This window comes from Alistipes finegoldii DSM 17242, from assembly GCF_000265365.1.
In the GTDB taxonomy this organism is placed as follows: Bacteria; Bacteroidota; Bacteroidia; order Bacteroidales; family Rikenellaceae; genus Alistipes; species Alistipes finegoldii.
This window is the reverse complement of sequence record NC_018011.1, coordinates 1,428,453-1,446,855: the sequence shown is the minus strand read 5'-3', so window position 1 is coordinate 1,446,855 and position 18,403 is coordinate 1,428,453. Positions and strand designations below refer to the sequence as shown.

The window sequence follows — 18,403 nt, the reverse complement described above, 5'->3', positions numbered from 1 at the left end:
TTATCGGTTTTTGCGGGAGAGGAGACGGAGGGCGGTTCCTTTCAGGTCGTATTGGCCGCTGAACTGGATGTAGAGCAGCCATACGGCCAGCGCCGCGGCGCCTTTCGCCGCAAGCGACACGAGCATAGGCATCGGCGGCAGCAGCCATTCGACGGCCGCCAGCGGCAGGCAGACGAGCGCCGAGAGCAGCAGGGGCGAGAGGAAACTGCGCCAGAAGGCGCCCCACCCCGTGCGCAGCGTCAGGCAGAACAGCGCGTGGTAGCATTGGATGAAGTTGATTGCGAACGAGATGCAGATGCACCACGCCACGGCTTGGGTCGTGCCGAAGGCGAAGATGCCGGTGCATATGGCCGCCGTGTTGAGCGCCGCCGAGAAGAGGCCGCAGAAGAAGAGCATCCGTGTGGCGTTGGCCGCTTGGAAAATCGAGCCTGAGGTGGACATGACGATCTGGATGCCCACCGAGAGCGCCAGAATCCGGAATACCGGGACCGAAGGCTGCCACTGGTCGCCGAAGATGATGAGGACCAGCTCCTGCGCCGTGAACCACAGCACCACCGAGAGGGGCAGGCCGATCAGCGCCAGCAGGCGGACGACTTTGCGGTACGAGTCGGCCAGTTTGCGCAGGTCGTTCTGCATCTCCGAGAAGATCGGGTGCATGACGGGCGATACGACGTAGGCGATATTTTGCAGCGGCAGCATCATCAGGCGGTACGATTTGTCGTAGTACCCCAGCTGCGAAAGGCTCATGTAACGGCCCATCAGCAGCTTGTCGAGGTTGCGGCTGAAGTAGTTGAGCAGCTGGAACGAAAACTGGTAGGCCGAGAACGAGAACACCTTGCCGACGGCCGCCTTTCCGGGTTTGAGGTGCACCGAAAGCGGATTCTGGCGGTAGTTTATCACGAAGAGCATCAGGCTCGAAAAGACCGGATTGATCGTCAGCGCGTAAATCCCCGCCCCGGCATAGGCGGCGGCGATGGCCGCCGCGCCGCCGACGACCTGCACCGAGAGCGATCGCACGGCAGCGAATCTGAATCGCTTCTCTTTGAGTATGAGTCCGTTGGGGACGATATTCGCCGCGGCGAAAAAGAGGTTTGCGGAGAGTATGCGCAGGATGTTGCGCAGTTCGGCCGAATCGTCGTAAAACGAGGCGATCAGCCCCGATGCGGCGAAGAAGAGCAGCGCCATGACGGCTCCGGACCACAACGTGAGCGAGAAGATGCCGCCCAGATCGCGTTTGTCGAGATTCTTGTGCTGGATGACCGCCGGGCCGATGCCCAGATCGCTGAAGATGGCGAAGAAGGCGATGACCACGGTGGCGATATTCACCACGCCGAACTCTTCGGGGGTGAACAGGCGCGCCAGCACGCCCGACACCACGAGCGTCACCACGATGCCGGCGTATTTCGCGATCGAGGTGTAGAAGACGCCCGAAGCCAGCTGACGCCCTACCGTATGGGGTTGTTTATTGTCGTTTTCCGTCATAAAGTCGTTCGTAAAGCCCGCCGTACATTGCGGCGATGCGTCCGATGCCGAAGTGTTCCTGCGCATAGGCGCGGTTGCGGGCGCCTTGGTCCGTCGCCGAGAGGCGCGCGGCCCGTTCCAGCGCGATATCCACCGACCGCGGGTCGGCGGGATCGAATGCCGGGTTGCCCGTCTCGGCGAGCAGGCCGCCGATGTTGCCGCTGGCGGGACCCGTCACCACGCGTCCGAAGCTCAGCGCCAGCGGGACGTTGCCCGAATTGAGGATGTCCGTCCGCTGGATGAAAACCACGTCGGCGGCGGCGAGGTAGCAGGGCAGCTGTTCGTCGGGAATCAGCGGTTCGGGCGAGGTGATGCGGCTGTCGAAGAAGCCTTCGGCGCTATGCGCCGCGGCGTAAAGCAGGCGTCCGGCGAGCCGTTTCAGCCCTTTGAACCGCGATCCGCGCCGGGTGTAGGGCCACAGGCGCGGCGCGAGCAGGAATTTGGCCGGGTAGTGCAGTCGGCGGAACGCGCCCCATACCAGCCTGCGCTCCTCCGCGTGGCGGAACGCCCCGAAGGCCAGCACCACCAGCCGGTCGGCCGGGATGCCGAGCGCGCGGCGGCCTGCGTCGCGCGTAATGTCCATGTCGTACAGCCCTTCGTAGATGTGGTGCGGGATCATGACCTGCAGCTGCTCCGAATCCGGATGCGCCGCCGTGAATTCCCGGAGGCTGCAGTCGCCCAGATGTACGATGGCGTCGGCATATCTTTCCACTAGTCCGTAAGCCTCGGCCACGAGCGGATTGCCGTGGTGCGGCAGGGTGTTGTGACGGGTGTATATCAGCGGTATTCCGTTGTTTTTCAGCGTCTGGAGCTGCTGTTCGAGAGTATCGACGTCGGCCGGAGCCGGTGCCTTCCAGCGGAACAGCTCTTCGGGCCATTGGAGGTGTACGATGTCGTAGTCCGCGGCGTTGCTGCGGAACTCTTCGACCGAGCATACGACCTCGTATCCGCAGGCGCGGATGCCGTCGGCGAGCAGCCGCACGAAAGGGTTGTCCGAAGTGCCGGAAGCCGTATATGCGATCAGAATCTTCATGCGCCGGTTAGATTTTCACCCATGTCTTGTTTTCGGGGTCGTAGCGTTTGATGACGCGCGCCGGATTGCCCACGGCGACGCTGTACGGAGGGATATTCTTCGTCACGACGCTCCCGGCGCCGATCTGGCAGCGTTCGCCGATCTCAACGCCCGCCACGACCACCGAATTGGCTCCGATGTGCGATTCGCGGCCGATCACCACCTCCTTGCGGACGAGCTTCTGCTCGTTCGAGTCGCGCGTGCCGTCGGCATAGCCGTGGTTGAAGCCCGATATGAAGACGTGCTGTCCCAGTCCGGCGCGGTCGCCCATGCGCACGGGACCGATGACCACCGATCCGATGCCGATGCGGGCCGCGTCGCCGATCAGGACGTCTCCGGCGCCGTTGTTGACGACCGCATAATCTTCGATCAGGGCGTCGCGCCCCACCTCGAACCGCCGCCATGGAAAAACGTCGAGCCGCGCATGGCGGCGGATCAGCGCACCCCGGCCCTTTTTGTGAACAAAAGGGTTTACCAGCCAGCGCACCCAGAGCCGCGGACGCGGGTGTTTGTGAGGCGAAATCAACCCGATGACGAACTTTTTCAGCCGGGGATTGTTTTTGATTTTGTCAATCATAACCACAAAGATAGCAAACTTCTGCGATATACGTAACCGTGTTGTGCGAAATCAGGAGTGTTATGGCGCAGTTTTTGGCATATTTCAATAAAATTACGGGCTTTTTTGTTTGAAAATTTGGCGGAATTGAATATATGCGCTACTTTTGTTTCTGCGACACTTTTATCGGATGATCCGACTTTTTGAATTATGAAAAAAATTCTCCTTTTCGCCGCCGCTGCACTGAGCTTTGCAGGGTGTGCCGAAGATGCGCCGACTCCCGGACCGGCAGGCGATGCCGGCAAATTCGCGGAGATGAGCGTCCCTTCCTCGTTCGGTTGGAAAACGACGGCTTCGGTCGCCTGTAATTTCACCGCTCCGCAACCCACCCGCGTATATGTGGCTGCCGGGCAAGAGGCCGAGCCTTTCGCTTCGTTTATGGTCGGCGGCGACGCCGATCCGGTGAAGCTCGACGTGCCGGCCGCGACGCGGACGCTCTATGTGAGCTGCCGGACCGAAAGCGGCGTTTCGCCGCAGGTGGCCGTGCCAGTGACTTCCGACGGCGCTTTCTGCTCCCTCGATCCGAAAGCGGCGAGCGGCACCCGCGCCGGAATCGGTAATGACGACGAAGCCAGCGTCGATGAGGGATTGATCTACATCCCCGCCCGCAGGAATGGATGGGGCACGCTGATGTTCGAGGACCTCTGGCCCGCTTACGGCGACTTCGATTTCAACGATTTCGTCGTCAACTACAAGATCCAGCTCTACATGCAGAACAAGAACAAGGTCAATGCGATGCTGATCGGCGTCCGTGTGAAGGCGGTCGGCGGTTCCATTCCCTACGATTTGTGTCTTGCGATGAAGGGCGTCAAGGGCGGCGAGATCGACCAGATCGAACCCTACAACAGCAAAAACGCTCCCGAAGCGGAGTTGGTCGCGCTCAACTCTCCGAATTACGTCAAGGAGCCGGCGGTGCTGAAGTTCCTGAACATCCGTGAAAACGCCAACCGCCCTGCGGGTGCCGCCTATGTGAATACGGAGGAAGGCTATGAGATGCCCGAAGACCGGCTTGCCGAGGCTTCGTTCATGGTCTATTTCCGCAATTCGATCGCCATCGAGAATGTGGCTTTCGATACGTTCGATTTCTTCCTGACCCGCGACCGGGAATCGGACGGCCGCCGCATAGAGATCCACCGGGGCGGTTTCGAGCCTACGCCCGCCGCGACGGCCGACTACAATGCGCTGGCCGGACAGAGCGCCTATACCGACAGAGCCGGCCGCTTCTACTATTCGAACGACGGGCTGGTCTGGGCGATCAATATTCCCTTCGACATTCAGCATGCCTACGAGAAGACCGATTTCCTGAAGGCTTATCCCCAAATGCTCGAATGGGCGCAGTCGGGCGGCGCGGTGGCGCAGGAGTGGTATCTGCACGGCGTGGAGAAGCACCTCGTGAAGAGAAAATAAGACCGCAAATACCGGAAACGGAAAAGGAAGGGCAACGCCCTTCCTTTTTTTATCGGCCGCTTCGGCCTGTTCCGCCCGCCGCTCCGCCGATTCGGGGCGGCGGGCGGGTTTGCGCTCTATCTGCCGAGCGATTCGTAAAGCGCCAGCAGCTGCCGGGCCGTCTCTTCCCAAGAGAAGAGTTTGACCCGTTCGAGTCCGTAGGCGACCTGTTCGGCGCGGAACGCCGGATCGGTTTCGAGGCGCAGCAGGGCGTCGGCGATCGCCGTCGGCGAAGTCGGATCGACGAGAATTGCTCCCGGACCGGCCACTTCGGGGATCGCCGAGGTGTTCGACGTCACCACGGGCGTGCCGCAGGCCATCGCTTCGAGCTGCGGAATTCCGAAACTCTCGCGCAGCGAGGTGTAGAGGAACGCCGATGCGCCGTTGTAGACGGCCGGGAGGTCGCCGTTGGGGATATACCCCGGCAGACGGAGCATCCCGCGCAGTTCAGGCGCGCCGATCTCGCGCAGAATCTCCTCCGCGGCCTGCTCCCTCAGGTCGGCGACCAGCAGCGGCAGGGGTTTCTCCGAGCGGCGCACGTACTCGGCGTAGGCGCGCAACGTGCCGGACGTGTTCTTCTTGGGGTCGGTGTTGCCCAGAAAGAAGATGTAGCCGGGATCGGAGAGGTATTTGCCGACGGTCCGCGCCACATCGTCCAGCGGCCGGAACCGTTCGTTGTAGCCGTTGTAGATGGCCGTGATCCGTTCGGGATCGAGACCGAGGGCCGTGCGGATGCGGTCGCATTCGAATTGCGAGACGGTGATGATCTTCCGGCACTTGGGCAGGATGCGCGGCACGACCAGCCGGCGGTAGATGCGTCCCAGCGACTGGTAGGACGACTTGTTGCGCGAAGCCTGCTTTTCGAGGAAGATGATGTCGTGCAGCGTCAGCACCAGCGGAGTGCGGCCCCATACGGGCGCCGTGTTGCTCGTGCAGTGCAGCAGGTCGGGTTTGACCCGCGCCACGGCGCGCGGCAGCGCCCACTGCTCCCAGAGCGGATAGGTCGGGCAGCGGAGCGTCTCGATATGCATGTTGGGCGTCTCCTCCAGACAGCGGTCCCCGCCTTCGCCCGTGAAGATGAAGTATTCGTTTTTCGTGTCGATCTTCTGCAGGCAGCGGATGGTTTCGAGCGCCACGAAGTCCATGCCGTGTTTGTTGGGGCGGAAGATGCGCTGTGCCTCGATTGCTATTTTCATGGTTCGGTCGGGGTGTTGGCACCGGGAGCGTTGCCGCCGGCCCCGGTGTGTTCGGTGTGGATGAATTTGTCTTTGGTGCCCCGCAGGCGGAAAAGGTTGGCTGCGGTCAGCAGGAACAGTACGGGCATGCGGCGCAAGGCGCGGCCCAGCTGCCGGTCGGTCTGCTCGTCGGGGAGCGCCAGCGCCAGCGCGAAGAGCAGCAGGAGCAGTACGATCCACCATTTTATCGAGCCGAGGGGATCGAATACGGTCATCGCGGCCGTCCAAAGCGGCACCAGCCCCATCAGCAGGATGCGCGGCGGCAGGCACCATTGCAGGAGTTTGTCGCAGTAGTCGAGGTTGCCCGCGGCGATTGCGCCCGGCAGCTGCCGGACGGCCGACCCCAGCGCGTAGAACTGCGCGGCGATCCATCTGCGCCGCTGGTTGTAGTAGGCGCCTTCGCCCTGCACCTTCTCGTCCAGCACGCGCAGGCCGTCGATGTAGTCGATGTAGATGCCCTGCCTGAGCAGCAGCGCTTCGAGTTCCTTGTCTTCGCCCGACGTGGTGCAGCGGGCGATGTTGTCGCGGAACCACTTGTATTCGAAGGCCATGCCCGAACCGATGAGCGCCGAGGAGAGTCCCAGCGCCACGTGTCCGCGGCGGAATATGGCGTTGTTGATCTCTTCGCTCGCCGCATCCAGCACGGCGGTGTCGGTGTCGCGGTTCTTGGCCGTGCGGTGGGCCTGTACGGCTTGCACGCCGCTGTCGAAGACGTCGTTGAGCCGGGCGATGAAATCTTCGCCGGCCAGATTGTCGGCGTCGAGGATCGTGACGGCTTCGGCGGCTTCGGGTCCCAGCTCTTCGACCGCGAAATTCAGCGCCTTGGCCTTGGAGCTGTTTTCGAAGGAGACCTCCAGCACGCGGATCGGCAGCGTGCGCAGTTCGGCCAGCGTTTGGGGTTTCAGCCGGTCGGCGATCACGACCACCTCGTGCAGCTGTGCGGGATACTCCTGCCGCAGGGCCGCCTGCGCCGTGCGGACGATCACCGCATCGCTTTTGTAGGCGGGAATCAGCGTCACGAACTTCCGCCGGCGTTTGGCCTGCGGATAGTCGTCCATGCTTTTGCGCGTCGAGAAGAGCGCGAAGACGAAAAGATAGAGCACCGGAAGTCCCAGTACGAAGATGAAAATCCAGTCGGCTATGTTCAGAAGAGTCGTCATGCCTGCTTGTTTTTCAGGGTGAAGAAGTCGCGTACGCCCCGGCATACGGCTTTCGCGAGGTCGCCGCGCCGGTGCGCGAGCGCCGAGACGGCGTTTTTGGGCGCCGCTATGCAGAGCTGGTAGGCGACCGAAAGCAGCCGCGCGCCGCCCCGGAGGTTGCGCCATGCGAAGAGCAGCCGGTTGCGGGTCAGGCAGTAGCTCCGCAGGGGGCTTTGTTGGCCCGTGGTCGCGCTCTCCTTGTGGAATACCGTGCAGCGGGGATCGTAGACGATGCGCCGGCCCTGTTCGCGGATGCGTACCGACCAGTCCAGCTCCTCGTAATAGAGGAAGTAGATCTCCGGCATCGGTCCGGCTTTTTCGAGCGTTTCGCGCCGGACCATCATCGCCGCGCCGTGCGCATAGGGCGTGTCGTGCGGGGTGTCGTACCGCCCGTCGTCGGGTTCCCCGAAGCCGATCAGGGCGTTGCGCAGCGTGATGCGCGTCAGGGGCGTGTAGCCCGCGAACTGAATATGCTGCGGAGGAGCGAAAAACCGGATTTTCGGACAGACCGCGCCGATCGAGCGGTCGTTGTCGAGGGTTTCGCGGAGGTAGTGCAGGGTGTCCTCGGTGACTTCGGTGTCGTTGTTCAGCAGCAGCAGATAATCGCCCGTCGCCGCCGCGAATCCGAGGTTGTTGCCGCCGGCGAACCCTAAGTTGCGTTCGCTGCGCAGCACCTTGACGTCGGGGTAGCGTTCCCGCAGCGGGGCCGCTTCGTCGCGCGTTGAGCCGTTGTCCACGATCACGATCTCCAGCGGAGTCGTGACATGCCGCCGCAGCGAGTCGATCATCGCGCAGGTGAGGTCGTAGCCGTTGTAATTGACCGATATGACCGATATCCGCCTCTCCATCATTCGTAATTTTCCCGCAGAGGGGGCTGTTGTGCCGCGGTCGCCTTGTCGAGAATCTCCTTGCGCGATAGCTCGCGGTCGAAGCGCGGCGCGAGGAAGATGAAGCCCATGCTCATGTAGAGGATGGCGCCCGTGGGTATCTGTCCCAGAATCTCGTTGGCGTAGGCCATGACGACGATGCCGGAAATTCCGGCCGTGAGCGCCGCCGTGAATCCCCTGAGCTGCGTGTTCCGCAGCTTGAAGACCACCAGATAGGCGCCCCGCGCCAGTATGTAGAGCAGGATGCCGATGTGCAGCAGGATGCCCACGACGCCCGTTTCGACCCAGATCATCACGAACCACGAGTCGGTCGGAATCTGTGACAGCGGCGCGGTCGGGGTGAAAGTCTTGGCTTTGCCGCCGCCGTGCCCCAAGCCTGCGCCGAAGGGTTTGTCCGCCATTATTTCGCGCAGTTTGGCCTGATTTTCAAGACGGACCTTGAAAGACGGATCTTCCGAGTTGAAGGCGCTGCGCGCACGCCGGACCAAGGCGTTGCCCTGCCCGATCGAGGTGAACTTCAGGAAGACGAACGCCGCGATGACCAGCAGGACGCCCATGACGATGACTTTGATGTTGCGCGACATCATGATGAAGGCCGTGTAGCCGACGAACGGCACGGCCAGCGCGCTGCGCGTGCCCGAAATCAGCATGCCGTAGCAGGCCGCGGCGGCGACCAGCAGCAGGTATATCTTCATCCACGGATTGCGGTAATAGAGCGCCGAGATCGAAAAGACGACCATCGAAAGTCCCATCGAGCCGCCGAAGTTGGCGGCGTCGCTGAAGAACGAGAAATACCGGACCCCGCTGTGGATGATGTGCGTCGAGCGTCCGCCGAGAACGAACAGCCAGTAGTTTTCGGCGGCGTTGAAGCCGAAGAACTTCTGGATGCAGGCTTTGCCCACGGCGATCAGCGTCAGGACGGACCAGATGACGAGCATGTATTTCAGGTACTTGTATTCGTTCATCGTGAGCTGGGTGAGCACCACGATGAAGAAGAAGTAGAACGCCACGGACCTCACGGACGAGAACCATCCCGAAACCGAAACCGATTCGGGGTTGACCACTTCGAGCACGCAGTACGCCACCCAGATCGCCGCGACGACGGTCAGCCCGGAGCTGGCGCGTTTCCATTCGATGCGGTGCATCATGGCCTGCAGGCTTATTATCAGGATGTTGTAGAATATCAGCGCATCGAGGATCATGCCGAACGGCAGGTCGTGGGCGTAACGGGTCAGCCCCATGATGAAGTAATTGATCACGAACAGTCCGAGCATCGCCAGCGCAGGATTGCGCAGCGTGACCCACAGGATGCAGAGTGCGGCGGGAATGGCGGCGACGACGGTCCCGGCGAGCAGTCCGTAGTTCAGGAAAGCCATGGCGACCACGGCCACGCCGCCGACGAGCATGCCCCCGATGATGAACCGGGGGATGCTGACGGGTGTGGTTATGCTGCCGTAGCGTTCCATTGCGGGCTTTTTTTTGAAGCGGATGGCGGGTTGCGTTTATTTGACGGCCGTGAATCCGAACTGGCTGATCTGGTAGCCCAGTCTGCGCATGCGGGTGTAGGGCGGCATCAGCCCCGTGAAGGACTGCACCACGTCGCGGCGCGCGCAGTTGAGACAGAGGGTCACGGGCGTGCGGCCCGCGAGTTTCTCGGTTTTCTCGAAAAGCAGCTGGTCCGTATCCTTCCACGTGCGGTTGGCCGGGGCGATGACGATGTTCAGCGCGGCGTTCCGCAGCAGCTCCTTGGGTACCGACTTGTCGGAGAAGGGCGGGTATTCCACCAGCACGACGTCGGCTTCGCAGAGCGGAAGGTCGCCCGGTCTGTCCTGCACGAAATCTTCGAGTTTTCCGGCGAGCAGGTAGGATTTCTGCTCGACGTCGAAGTCCTTGTTCCATGAGATCACGCGGACTTTCATGTCGGCTTCGCGCAGATAGGCGGCCACCTGTTCCGAAATCGTGCTCTTGCCGTCGCCGGCCTCGGTGCTCAGTATGTTGAGTATGTTGGGCCGGCGCGACGGCTCGAAATAGTTGATCGCCGCGTTGCCGATATAGCGCGCCGCGATTTCGCGGTACTGCTTGGCGTAGCGCCGCTGTCCGAAGCGTCCTTTGCCGGGGAAAGCTCCGATGACCCTGCCGCCGGTGATGCGCTCGGCGCGGACCTTGTCGCGCAGCGTGCGGTCGAGCAGTTCCAGCAGGATGAAGAATCCCAGCACGAAGAGGAACGTGGCGAGGAACGCCGCGGCCACGACAAGCCTGCGCTTGTTCGGCTCGGCGTTGATCGGGAGCACCGGCGGGTTGATGATCTTGAGCGTCGCCGAGGTCATCTGCAGGTTTTTCTGGCGCAGGCGGGCCGTGTTGAGGGCCGTGAGGATCGAGAGGTACGACTGCTCCGAGAAGTTGATCTCGCGGCCTTTGCGCTTAAGCGTCGAACCCACGGGCGAGAAGTGGGTGTACTTGTCGTCGAGTTCGGTCTTGCGCAGTTTCATGACCGCCAGCTCGGCCCGCGATTTCTCGGCGAGCAGTACGGCGGCGAGCCACTCCGCCACGATCGAGTTGGTCGAAAGCCCCTCTTTGGTGTACTGCCGGCTGGCGATGTTGGTCGTTATCTCCTGCAGGTTGCGGGTCTCCTCGGCCAGTTTCCTGCGCAGGTCGCCCGTATTGCTGCGACTGGCCGCTATGCTCGGACGGTCGGAGAGCGTCTCGCCGCTCTCGGTGGGCGCCGGCTGGAAAGCTTCGGCCGCCGAAATGCGCGAGTAGAGACTGCCGATCGTATGGAGCTTCTCGATGAACTGCGCATTGTTGTGGAAGGTCTGCAACCCTTCGAGTTGCTCTTCGATCGACTTGCGCAGTTTCTCGGCGCTCTCGAAGTTGAGCAGGATCTCCTCGTAGCGCAGTTCGTAGTCGCGCGACAGGGCGGCGATATGCTTGGTCTGCTCGTCGTAGTTGATCACCTTGTGCTCGACGTTGTAGTCGCGCAGCGAATCCTCCAGCTCTCGCAGGTTCTTGCCCACGCGGGCCAGTTCGGACTCGAAGTAGGCGATCACGTTGTTCGTCTCGCCGAAGCGCAGGTCCCGGTACTGCCTGACGAATTCGTCGTTGAGGATCACCAGCGTGTTGTAGACGATGTACGGGTCGTCGTTCTCGTAGCTGATTTCGAGCATGTCGCTGCTGGTGACGCGCTTGACCTTGATCTGGCTCAGCGCCTGATAGCTGTAGTAGGGCGGGTTCCAGTGGAACATGCCGTATACGTGGTTGTCGTGGTCGGCCTCCTCAAATCTGCGCAGGTTTTCGAGCGTCTTCTCCTCGGAGGTGCGGTCCACGAGGTCCATGACCTCCTTGGGGGTCCGGTTCAGCAGGTACCGGGAGGTGCGGGCCGTCAGGTACTGGTTGTCGTTGTCCGGATCGAGGTGCGTGAGTCCCTGCGCGTAAAGGCGCATCGAGACGTTCTTGAGCGTGCTCTGCGACAGGATGATGTTGATCAGGTTGTCCATCGCGTTGTTGATGATGTTCCAGTCCTGACGCGTGCCTTCGGTGGTGGTGATGTCGTAGCCCGAAACGATGCCCGTGTAGACGGTCGTCATGGATTTGTAGTTGCGGGGCTGGGCGCCCATTTTGAAGAAGACGGCCAGCGCTACGACTGTCGGAGCGAGGATCAGCCACCACTTGATGCGGTAGAGAAACCGGGCGGTATAAGCGATGTAATTCATGGACTATTCGGTTTTAGGGGCTTGGGGGGCGGTTGCGGGCGCCGGTTTGCTGATGATCGGCGTTCGGGTGAGCACTTCGAGCGTCAGCAGGGCGTTGTTCAGGCTCCGGCGGACCTCTTCATACTCGCGGATGGCCACGTTTTCGATGTTTTTCTGGCGGCTCAGCGTCTGGGCGTCGAGTTTGCCGTTGATGAAGTCGGCTTCGCTCAGGCGGTACTGCGCCTGCGCCGTGACCATGGCTTCGACGGCGCTCCGCAGGACCGAAAGCTGCTGGACGGCCAGCGTGTATTGCTGGATGACCTTGATGCGCTGCTCTTCGAGCCAGCGTTCCGTGTCCAGCTCGACCTGTTCGATGCGCCGTTTCTGCTGCTTGATCTTGTTGCGGCGGTTGAATATCTCGTCGATCGGCAGCGAGAACGACGCTCCGACGTTCCACCAGCTCTGCTCGCGGCCCGTGGTGGTCGTGGTCCAGATCTGGTTGCTGTTGTCCTGATAGTTCTGGTTGTAGATGTCCGACGAGCCGTAATTGTAGTTGGCGTTGATCTTGAAGTAGTGCTGCCAGTTGCGGCGCACGTTCTTCAGTTCGCGCTCTTGTATCTCGACGGCTTTGTTGTAATACTCCACCTGCGGCGTATTGCGTGCGTTTTCGAGCAGCTGGTGCAGCGGCGGCAGTTGCAGGCCGATGTAGTCGTCAGGCGAAAGCTGCAGGTCGCTGTATCCGAATTCGAAGTCGGGGGAGTTGCCCTGTGCCGTCGCGGCGACGGCAGCCAGCAGCAGCCATAGTGTGAAGACCGCTCTTTTCATAGTTGCTGTTTTTATACGTTTTCTTTCTGTATGAACGCCGTGAGTGTGCGCAGAATTATCTTCAGGTCGAACCACGGCGACATTTTGCGGGCGTACTCGATGTCGAGCTGCTTGCGCTGTTCGGGCGAGAGCTTGCCCGCCTGTCCGCGTTTCTCGACCTGCCACAGGCCCGTGAGGCCAGAGGGGCACATGAAACGTTCGATATATTCGTCGCTCGTGAGGCGTTCGGCTTCGTAGAGCGGCAGCGGGCGGTTGCCCACCACCGACATGTCGCCCCGCAGGATGTTGAAGAGCTGCGGCAGCTCGTCGATGCTGTATTTGCGCAGGAAGCGGCCCAGACGGGTGATGCGGGGATCGTTCTCGATCTTCACGAAGGCGTTTTCCTGCTCGGTCTCGACCTTGTGGTGGTGGGTCTCTTCGGCGATCACGAAGTCGTCCGCATACAGCATCCCGTTTTGGGTGTCTTCCAGCAGTCTGCGCATCTCTTCTTCGCCGAGGACCATTTTCCCCGAATCGGCCTCCTGCGGCTGGGCGGCGTACTGGTTCAGTTCGCCCAGCTCTTTGAGCCGCCGGTCGGCGTCGGTGCGCATCGAGCGGAATTTCAGGAAGTCGAAAATCCGGTAGTTGCTGCCGACGCGCTTCGATTTGTAGACCACCGGTCCGGGGCTGTCGAGTTTGATGGCTGCCGCCACGACGATCAGCAGCGGCGAGAGCAGGAGGATCGCCGAGAGCGATGCCGCGATGTCGAAGGCCCGTTTCCAGAGCGGCATGCGGAAAATCTGCACTTCGGGGCTGTTTTGCGCTGCGGGTTTGTGCGTGAAGGCGTAGTCGCCCATGAATTGCAGCGTGCGCAGGAAATCCTTCCGCGGCATGTCTCCCGCAATGGCGCTGTTCACCCCTGCGCGCAGGTATTCGCGGCGTTCCCTTTCGGTCAGTTCCCGCGAGGTGATGAGCACGATGCCCCCGCCCGGCCACGAATTGAGGAGCCGGATATCGGAGAGGTCGGCGGCCGGGTCGCGCTGTTCGTAGAGGATGAACGCATGATCCGTCCTGAGCGACGTCAGCGTGCGCATCGCCGAGCCGATGTCCCCCACGACGTACATCCTGCCTTCGACCATTTCCGAGAAGCGGGCCGTGTGGCTGCCTTTGCCTTTGATGTAGATGACGGGGTATTTCAATCGAGAATCTTTTTAATGCGTATTTTGAGCTCCTGCGGGTTGAACGGTTTGACGATGTAGTCCTCCGCGCCCTCTTCCAGCAGGCGGATGCGTTCCGAGGTGCTGTCCTCGCTCGAAAGCATCACGACCGGGATCTGCTTGAACAATTCGTTGTGTTTGAGGTATTCCAGAAATTCGTCGCCGCGCATTTCGGGCATGCGGATGTCCGAGATGATCAGGTCCGGCATGTGGCCGGCGAGCAGCCGTTTGATGGCGTGCAGCGGATTCTGCACGTAATGGCAGTCGTAATCCGCTTGGAGGTATGCGTAAAGAATTTTGGCGATCTGCTCCTTGTCGTCTACGATCAGTATTTGTTTCTTGTTCATGTCGGTTCGTTCGTTGCCGTGGGTGTGTCGCAGCTATGTCTCTCCGCTTCCGGTGCGTGCCGCAGGGGGCATGCGGGCCGCCTGCGGAGGGTCTGGCCTGAGTTTCGACAGTAAATGTAGTAAATATTCGCTATGAGTCACTTTTTTCCCGTTGCAAATATCGGAAAAATATTTGTCATTATGAACTTTTGAGGTAATTTATAACGCAAAAACGCCCGGATTTCCATGCTCCCGGACTGCGATGATATTAATTTTTTCCGGAAATACTATGGTGTTAATCAAAAAAAATGGTAGTTTTGTGCAATTGTCCGGACTTTCCGCATCCGGACGGTTTTGTTAAACCGATGAAGCGATGGAGTGTAACGAATGCGTAAATTCCGACGACGGCCGTCCCCGGTTACTCGTTGCCGAGGATAATCCGAGTAATTTCAAACTGGTAGAAGTGCTGCTGCGTCGTGATTACGAACTGGTGCATGCATGGGACGGCCGGCAGGCCGTCGATATGTTCGCCGAAGTACACCCCGATCTGGTATTGATGGATATCAACATGCCCGTCATGGACGGTTATGACGCGCTGCGGCTTATCCGCGAGCGTGCTCCCGACATTCCCGTCATCGCACTTACGGCCTATGCTTTCGAAACCGATCGTCAGCGTATGTTTCAGGCCGGATTCAACGAATGCCTTGCCAAGCCGCTGCGTGCGGACGAGCTTCGCAGCCGTATCGCTTCGCTGCTTTCGCGGTAAAAGAGAAAACTATGACCGGTAATCAAGTGATAAAACACTGGACGCTGCTGCTCCTGAGTTGCTGCATTCTGCTGCCCTCGCTGCTTCGGGCCGAGGAGGCCCGCGGACGGGAGAGCATTCTGATCATTTCGTCCTACAATCCCGACACGCGCCGCATGTCGAGTTTCATCACGGAATTCGAGCGTCAGGTCGTGGCGTCGGGCGTGCCGTGCGATATTTACGTCGAGACGCTCGAATGCAAGAGCATCAACGACGCGCCCCTCTGGATTTCGCAGACCGACAACCTGATAACCCGTTATGAATCCAAAGGGGGCCTGCGGGCCATCGTGCTGCTGGGGCAGGAGGCGTGGGCGTCGTTCGTCTCGCTGGGACGCATTCCCAAGGAGGTGATGTGCTTCAGCTGCTTTGTCAGTTCGAACGGCATCGTGTTTCCGCCGCCGTCCGACAGCGCCGATGTCTGGATGCCCCGGTCGATCAACTACATGAATATGGTGGACAGCCTGCACAATGTGGGCGGCCTGCTCAACAAATACGACATCCGCCGCAACATCGAGCTGATCCGCACGCTCTATCCTGAGGTGGAGAACCTCGCGTTTATCTCGGACAACACCTACGGCGGCATCTCGCTGCAGGCGCTCGTGCGTGAGGAGATGGAGAATTATCCCGACCTGAATCTTGTGCTGGTGGACAGCCGCGACGGCGACGAGGCTTCGCATGCGGCCTATGCGTCGCTTTCTCCCCGGTCGGCCGTGATGCTGGGCACGTGGCGCGTGGGCAGCGACGGCGAATACCTCATGCAGCGTTCGCTCAACGATCTGGTGCAGCTCAACCCCCGTCTTCCGGTCTTCTCGGTCACCCGCACGGGCATCGGCGACGTGGCTGTGGGCGGCTTCGTGCCCAACTACGAGAACGGGGCCAACGTCATCGCCGCCCAGATCAAGGAGTACTATAAGACCGGCAGCTTGGGCGGTGTGCACTTCCACCTCTCGGACGGCGAATATGTCTTCGACTCGCGCAAGCTCAAGGAGCTGAAGATCGCCGAATACGCCTTGCCGAAGGGCAGCGTTATCGAGGATACGGTGGCTGCCAAACTCTCGAAATATTCGCACTATATCGAGTTGCTCGTGGGCGGAATCGTACTGTTGGTGCTGCTGCTGATCTTCGTGGCGTTCCTGTTCCTGCGTACGCGGCGTCTCAAGCGCACGCTCGAAGAGCGCGAAGGCCAGCTGGTGATCGCCCGCGAGAAAGCCGAGGAGTCCGATATGCTCAAATCGGCCTTTCTGGCCAATATGAGCCATGAGATACGTACTCCGCTGAACGCCATCGTCGGCTTCTCGTCGCTCATGCAGGGCGAGGAACTCTCGCAGGAGGAGCGCGCCGAATACTGCGCCATCGTGGTCAACAATTCCGAAATGCTGTTGACGCTGCTGAACGACATCCTCGATATCTCGTCGCTCGAATGCGGCAAGATCAGGTTCAACTACTCTGCGGAGGAGATCGTGCAGATTTGTCAGCATATCCTCATGACCACGGCCCATACCTGTCAGCCGGGGGTCGAGGGGCGTCTCGAATGCGCCGTCGATTCGTACATGCTCACTACCGACGTCCACCGCCTGTCGCAGATACTTATCAACCTGCTGACCAATGCGGCCAAGTTCACCTCCGAAGGCAGCATCGTACTCGGGGTGGAGATCTGTCCCGAACAAAACGAGGTGCTCTTCTCGGTGACCGACACCGGTCCCGGCATTCCGCTCGACAAGCAGGAGATGATCTTCAACCGCTTCGAGAAACTCGACGGCAACAAGAAGAAGGGTACCGGACTGGGACTGGCCATCTGCCGTCAGATCGCCATGATCTTCGGCGGCCGCATCTGGGTCGATCCGACCTATACGGGCGGCGCCCGCTTTATCTTCGCCCATCCCATCGGACTCCGGCTCCCAGAGGATCGGGAGCACCGTGAGGGGGGGGAGCCTTCGGGAGACGTCAAAGACCCTCCGTGTAGCCGATGACGGCAGTCTGGTTCGAACCCGTCGGTAAGCCGTGAAAAGGGCTGCTGCGGCAGTCTCTTCCTCCCGAAATGTAATCTGAAAGGACCCCCGGCGGGTCCTTTTTTTTGTCGCCGGAGGTGCGGCCGAAGTTCCGCCGCGGCCGGAATGTGCCCGGCAGGGCCTCTGCGCAGGGATTTTCGGGCCGCTCTCCGGGTCGGGCGTTGTGGAATTATTCCACAGCCGTGTGGAATAATTCTACACAATTTTGCATATCTTTGAGCCGCATTTGGACGGTATTTTGCTGCTAATAAATGTTTTAAACATACGGGTGCATCTTGGCGCAAGGATTGAACGATTGCTCTGTACCCTCATTTTATAAACACTCTATGAAATTTGATAAGTTGAAACCCGATTTGCAGAACCTGAATCTGGCCGGCGTGAAGAAGGCAGCTTCGCGTGCGGCCCGTGTCCGTGTGAAGCTGAGCCGCAGGCAGTGGATTGCGATAGCCTGCGCCGCGATCGTCGCGGGCGTACTGCTTGTGGTGCTGCTCCGGCCGCGGCCTGCATCGGTCACGCTTCCGGTCGTGGCCGTCGAACCCGTTGAGACGGAAGACGTCAATATTTACGGCGATTACGTGGGCCGCATCCGCGCCCAGCAGTTCGTCGAAATCCGCGCCCGCGTCGAGGGCTACCTCGAAAAGATGCTCTTCGCCGAAGGCACCTATATTAAAAAAGGCCAGACGCTTTTCGTGATCGACCCGCTCGTCTACCGGGCGCGCGTGGACAAGGCCAAGGCGCAGCTCAACAAGGCGCGCGCGCAGGCCCTCAAGGCCAAGCGCGACCTCGACCGTATCCGTCCGCTCTACCAGCAGAGCGCGGCCAGCCAGCTCGAACTGGACAACGCCATCGCTTCGTACGAGAGCGCCGCGGCCGACGTGGTGGTGGGCGAGGCCGACCTCACGCAGGCCGAAATGACGCTGGGCTATACCAATGTCAAGTCGCCCATCGCGGGGTATATCTCCGAGCGCAACGCCGACATCGGGACGCTCGTGGGACCGAACGGCAAATCGCTGTTGGCGACGGTGGTGAAGAGCGATACGGTGCGCGTCGATTTCAGCATGACGGCGCTGGACTACCTGCGCAGCAAAGCCCGCAACGTCAATCTCGGACACCGCGATACGGCCCGTAAATGGGACCCCTATATCACCGTGACGCTGGCCGACGGCTCCGAATACCCCTACCGGGGACTGGTCGATTTCGCCGATCCGCAGGTCGATCCCCAGACGGGTACCTTCTCCGTCCGCGCCGAGATGTCCAATCCCGACCATATCCTGTTGCCGGGCCAGTTCACCAAGGTGCGGCTGCTGCTCGACGTGCGTGAGGACGCCGTGGTCGTGCCGTCGAAGGCCGTGGTGATTGAGAAGGGCGGGGCCTACATCTTCGTGGTGCGTCCCGACAGCATTGTCGAGAAGCGTTTCATCGAAACGGGGCCCGAAATCGGACAGAACATCGTCGTCGAGCGCGGACTGGTGTCGGGCGAAGACATCGTCGTGGAGGGATACCACAAGCTCCAGCACGGCATGAAAGTCGAACCGGTCGTTACGCGGCGCGAGGAGGAGACCGAAAATCAGCAGTAA

The 18,403-nt window shown here is 60.7% G+C and carries 15 protein-coding genes; 4 read left to right on the top strand and 11 right to left on the bottom strand.

From position 1 onward, the window contains the following. The 3 genes from ALFI_RS06415 to ALFI_RS06405 are packed head-to-tail and all read right to left on the bottom strand — an operon-like array spanning nt 1 to nt 3,170. Nucleotides 1-1,482: a lipopolysaccharide biosynthesis protein gene (locus ALFI_RS06415; RefSeq protein ID WP_014775215.1), complete on the bottom strand. Its 1,482-nt coding sequence runs from the start codon at nt 1,480-1,482 to the stop codon at nt 1-3. Then, complete coding sequence (locus ALFI_RS06410; RefSeq protein WP_014775214.1) at nt 1,463-2,554, bottom strand: glycosyltransferase family protein; 1,092 nt, start codon at nt 2,552-2,554, stop codon at nt 1,463-1,465. Before ALFI_RS06410 ends, ALFI_RS06415 begins: the two co-directional genes overlap by 20 nt. A gap of 7 nt (nt 2,555-2,561) precedes the next feature. Continuing rightward, the gene (locus ALFI_RS06405) at nt 2,562-3,170 is read right to left on the bottom strand and encodes an acyltransferase (protein ID WP_014775213.1); all 609 of its coding nucleotides are present in this window, start codon (nt 3,168-3,170) and stop codon (nt 2,562-2,564) included. A 189-nt stretch (nt 3,171-3,359) separates the two neighbouring features. On the opposite strand from ALFI_RS06405, the gene ALFI_RS06400 reads away from it, so the two are divergent. Further along, on the top strand, nt 3,360-4,616 hold the full coding sequence (locus tag ALFI_RS06400) for an LruC domain-containing protein (RefSeq protein ID WP_014775212.1): 1,257 nt from the start codon (nt 3,360-3,362) through the stop codon (nt 4,614-4,616). Between the two features lie 116 nt (nt 4,617-4,732). Here the strand turns inward: ALFI_RS06400 and ALFI_RS06395 are convergent, their stop codons facing one another. From ALFI_RS06395 to ALFI_RS06360, 8 genes are read right to left on the bottom strand one after another with little or no spacing between them, the layout of a single operon-like run. Beyond that, nucleotides 4,733-5,851 (bottom strand): glycosyltransferase family 4 protein, encoded by a 1,119-nt coding sequence (locus ALFI_RS06395; RefSeq protein ID WP_009596817.1) that lies wholly within the window; start codon nt 5,849-5,851, stop codon nt 4,733-4,735. Then, nucleotides 5,848-7,050: a glycosyltransferase family 2 protein gene (locus ALFI_RS06390; protein ID WP_009596888.1), complete on the bottom strand. Its 1,203-nt coding sequence runs from the start codon at nt 7,048-7,050 to the stop codon at nt 5,848-5,850. Before ALFI_RS06390 ends, ALFI_RS06395 begins: the two co-directional genes overlap by 4 nt. Then, complete coding sequence (locus ALFI_RS06385) at nt 7,047-7,940, bottom strand: glycosyltransferase family 2 protein (RefSeq protein WP_009596914.1); 894 nt, start codon at nt 7,938-7,940, stop codon at nt 7,047-7,049. The genes ALFI_RS06390 and ALFI_RS06385 overlap by 4 nt, the downstream gene beginning before the upstream one ends. After that, nucleotides 7,937-9,442 carry an O-antigen ligase family protein gene (locus tag ALFI_RS06380; RefSeq protein WP_009596791.1) on the bottom strand — a complete coding sequence of 502 codons (1,506 nt, stop codon included), beginning with the start codon at nt 9,440-9,442 and terminating at the stop codon, nt 7,937-7,939. Before ALFI_RS06380 ends, ALFI_RS06385 begins: the two co-directional genes overlap by 4 nt. Nucleotides 9,443-9,478: 36 nt before the next feature. Next, complete coding sequence (locus ALFI_RS06375) at nt 9,479-11,686, bottom strand: GumC family protein (RefSeq protein ID WP_014775211.1); 2,208 nt, start codon at nt 11,684-11,686, stop codon at nt 9,479-9,481. Between the two features lie 3 nt (nt 11,687-11,689). Continuing rightward, nucleotides 11,690-12,490, bottom strand: a complete 801-nt coding sequence (locus ALFI_RS06370) for a TolC family protein (protein ID WP_014775210.1) — start codon at nt 12,488-12,490, stop codon at nt 11,690-11,692. 11 nt (nt 12,491-12,501) lie between these two features. Further along, nucleotides 12,502-13,668: a sugar transferase gene (locus ALFI_RS06365; protein ID WP_014775209.1), complete on the bottom strand. Its 1,167-nt coding sequence runs from the start codon at nt 13,666-13,668 to the stop codon at nt 12,502-12,504. Beyond that, nucleotides 13,665-14,033 carry a response regulator gene (locus tag ALFI_RS06360; RefSeq protein WP_009596804.1) on the bottom strand — a complete coding sequence of 123 codons (369 nt, stop codon included), beginning with the start codon at nt 14,031-14,033 and terminating at the stop codon, nt 13,665-13,667. The genes ALFI_RS06365 and ALFI_RS06360 overlap by 4 nt, the downstream gene beginning before the upstream one ends. A gap of 352 nt (nt 14,034-14,385) precedes the next feature. On the opposite strand from ALFI_RS06360, the gene ALFI_RS06355 reads away from it, so the two are divergent. The 3 genes from ALFI_RS06355 to ALFI_RS06345 all read left to right on the top strand — a co-directional run bounded on the left by ALFI_RS06355 (nt 14,386) and on the right by ALFI_RS06345 (nt 18,403). After that, nucleotides 14,386-14,778, top strand: a complete 393-nt coding sequence (locus ALFI_RS06355; RefSeq protein ID WP_009596922.1) for a response regulator — start codon at nt 14,386-14,388, stop codon at nt 14,776-14,778. 11 nt (nt 14,779-14,789) lie between these two features. Continuing rightward, nucleotides 14,790-16,787 carry a sensor histidine kinase gene (locus ALFI_RS06350; protein ID WP_014775208.1) on the top strand — a complete coding sequence of 666 codons (1,998 nt, stop codon included), beginning with the start codon at nt 14,790-14,792 and terminating at the stop codon, nt 16,785-16,787. Nucleotides 16,788-17,152: 365 nt separating this feature from the next. Then, nucleotides 17,153-18,403 carry an efflux RND transporter periplasmic adaptor subunit gene (locus ALFI_RS06345; protein ID WP_009596789.1) on the top strand — a complete coding sequence of 417 codons (1,251 nt, stop codon included), beginning with the start codon at nt 17,153-17,155 and terminating at the stop codon, nt 18,401-18,403.

What these genes read in the sequence shown, in the direction of transcription:
- ALFI_RS06415 (WP_014775215.1), bottom strand. Translation starts at nt 1,482, where the DNA reads ATGACGGAAAACGACAATAAACAACCCCATACGGTAGGGCGTCAGCTG.
- ALFI_RS06410 (WP_014775214.1), bottom strand. Translation starts at nt 2,554, where the DNA reads ATGAAGATTCTGATCGCATATACGGCTTCCGGCACTTCGGACAACCCT.
- ALFI_RS06405 (WP_014775213.1), bottom strand. Translation starts at nt 3,170, where the DNA reads ATGATTGACAAAATCAAAAACAATCCCCGGCTGAAAAAGTTCGTCATC.
- ALFI_RS06400 (WP_014775212.1), top strand. Translation starts at nt 3,360, where the DNA reads ATGAAAAAAATTCTCCTTTTCGCCGCCGCTGCACTGAGCTTTGCAGGG.
- ALFI_RS06395 (WP_009596817.1), bottom strand. Translation starts at nt 5,851, where the DNA reads ATGAAAATAGCAATCGAGGCACAGCGCATCTTCCGCCCCAACAAACAC.
- ALFI_RS06390 (WP_009596888.1), bottom strand. Translation starts at nt 7,050, where the DNA reads ATGACGACTCTTCTGAACATAGCCGACTGGATTTTCATCTTCGTACTG.
- ALFI_RS06385 (WP_009596914.1), bottom strand. Translation starts at nt 7,940, where the DNA reads ATGATGGAGAGGCGGATATCGGTCATATCGGTCAATTACAACGGCTAC.
- ALFI_RS06380 (WP_009596791.1), bottom strand. Translation starts at nt 9,442, where the DNA reads ATGGAACGCTACGGCAGCATAACCACACCCGTCAGCATCCCCCGGTTC.
- ALFI_RS06375 (WP_014775211.1), bottom strand. Translation starts at nt 11,686, where the DNA reads ATGAATTACATCGCTTATACCGCCCGGTTTCTCTACCGCATCAAGTGG.
- ALFI_RS06370 (WP_014775210.1), bottom strand. Translation starts at nt 12,490, where the DNA reads ATGAAAAGAGCGGTCTTCACACTATGGCTGCTGCTGGCTGCCGTCGCC.
- ALFI_RS06360 (WP_009596804.1), bottom strand. Translation starts at nt 14,033, where the DNA reads ATGAACAAGAAACAAATACTGATCGTAGACGACAAGGAGCAGATCGCC.
- ALFI_RS06355 (WP_009596922.1), top strand. Translation starts at nt 14,386, where the DNA reads ATGGAGTGTAACGAATGCGTAAATTCCGACGACGGCCGTCCCCGGTTA.
- ALFI_RS06350 (WP_014775208.1), top strand. Translation starts at nt 14,790, where the DNA reads ATGACCGGTAATCAAGTGATAAAACACTGGACGCTGCTGCTCCTGAGT.
- ALFI_RS06345 (WP_009596789.1), top strand. Translation starts at nt 17,153, where the DNA reads ATGAAATTTGATAAGTTGAAACCCGATTTGCAGAACCTGAATCTGGCC.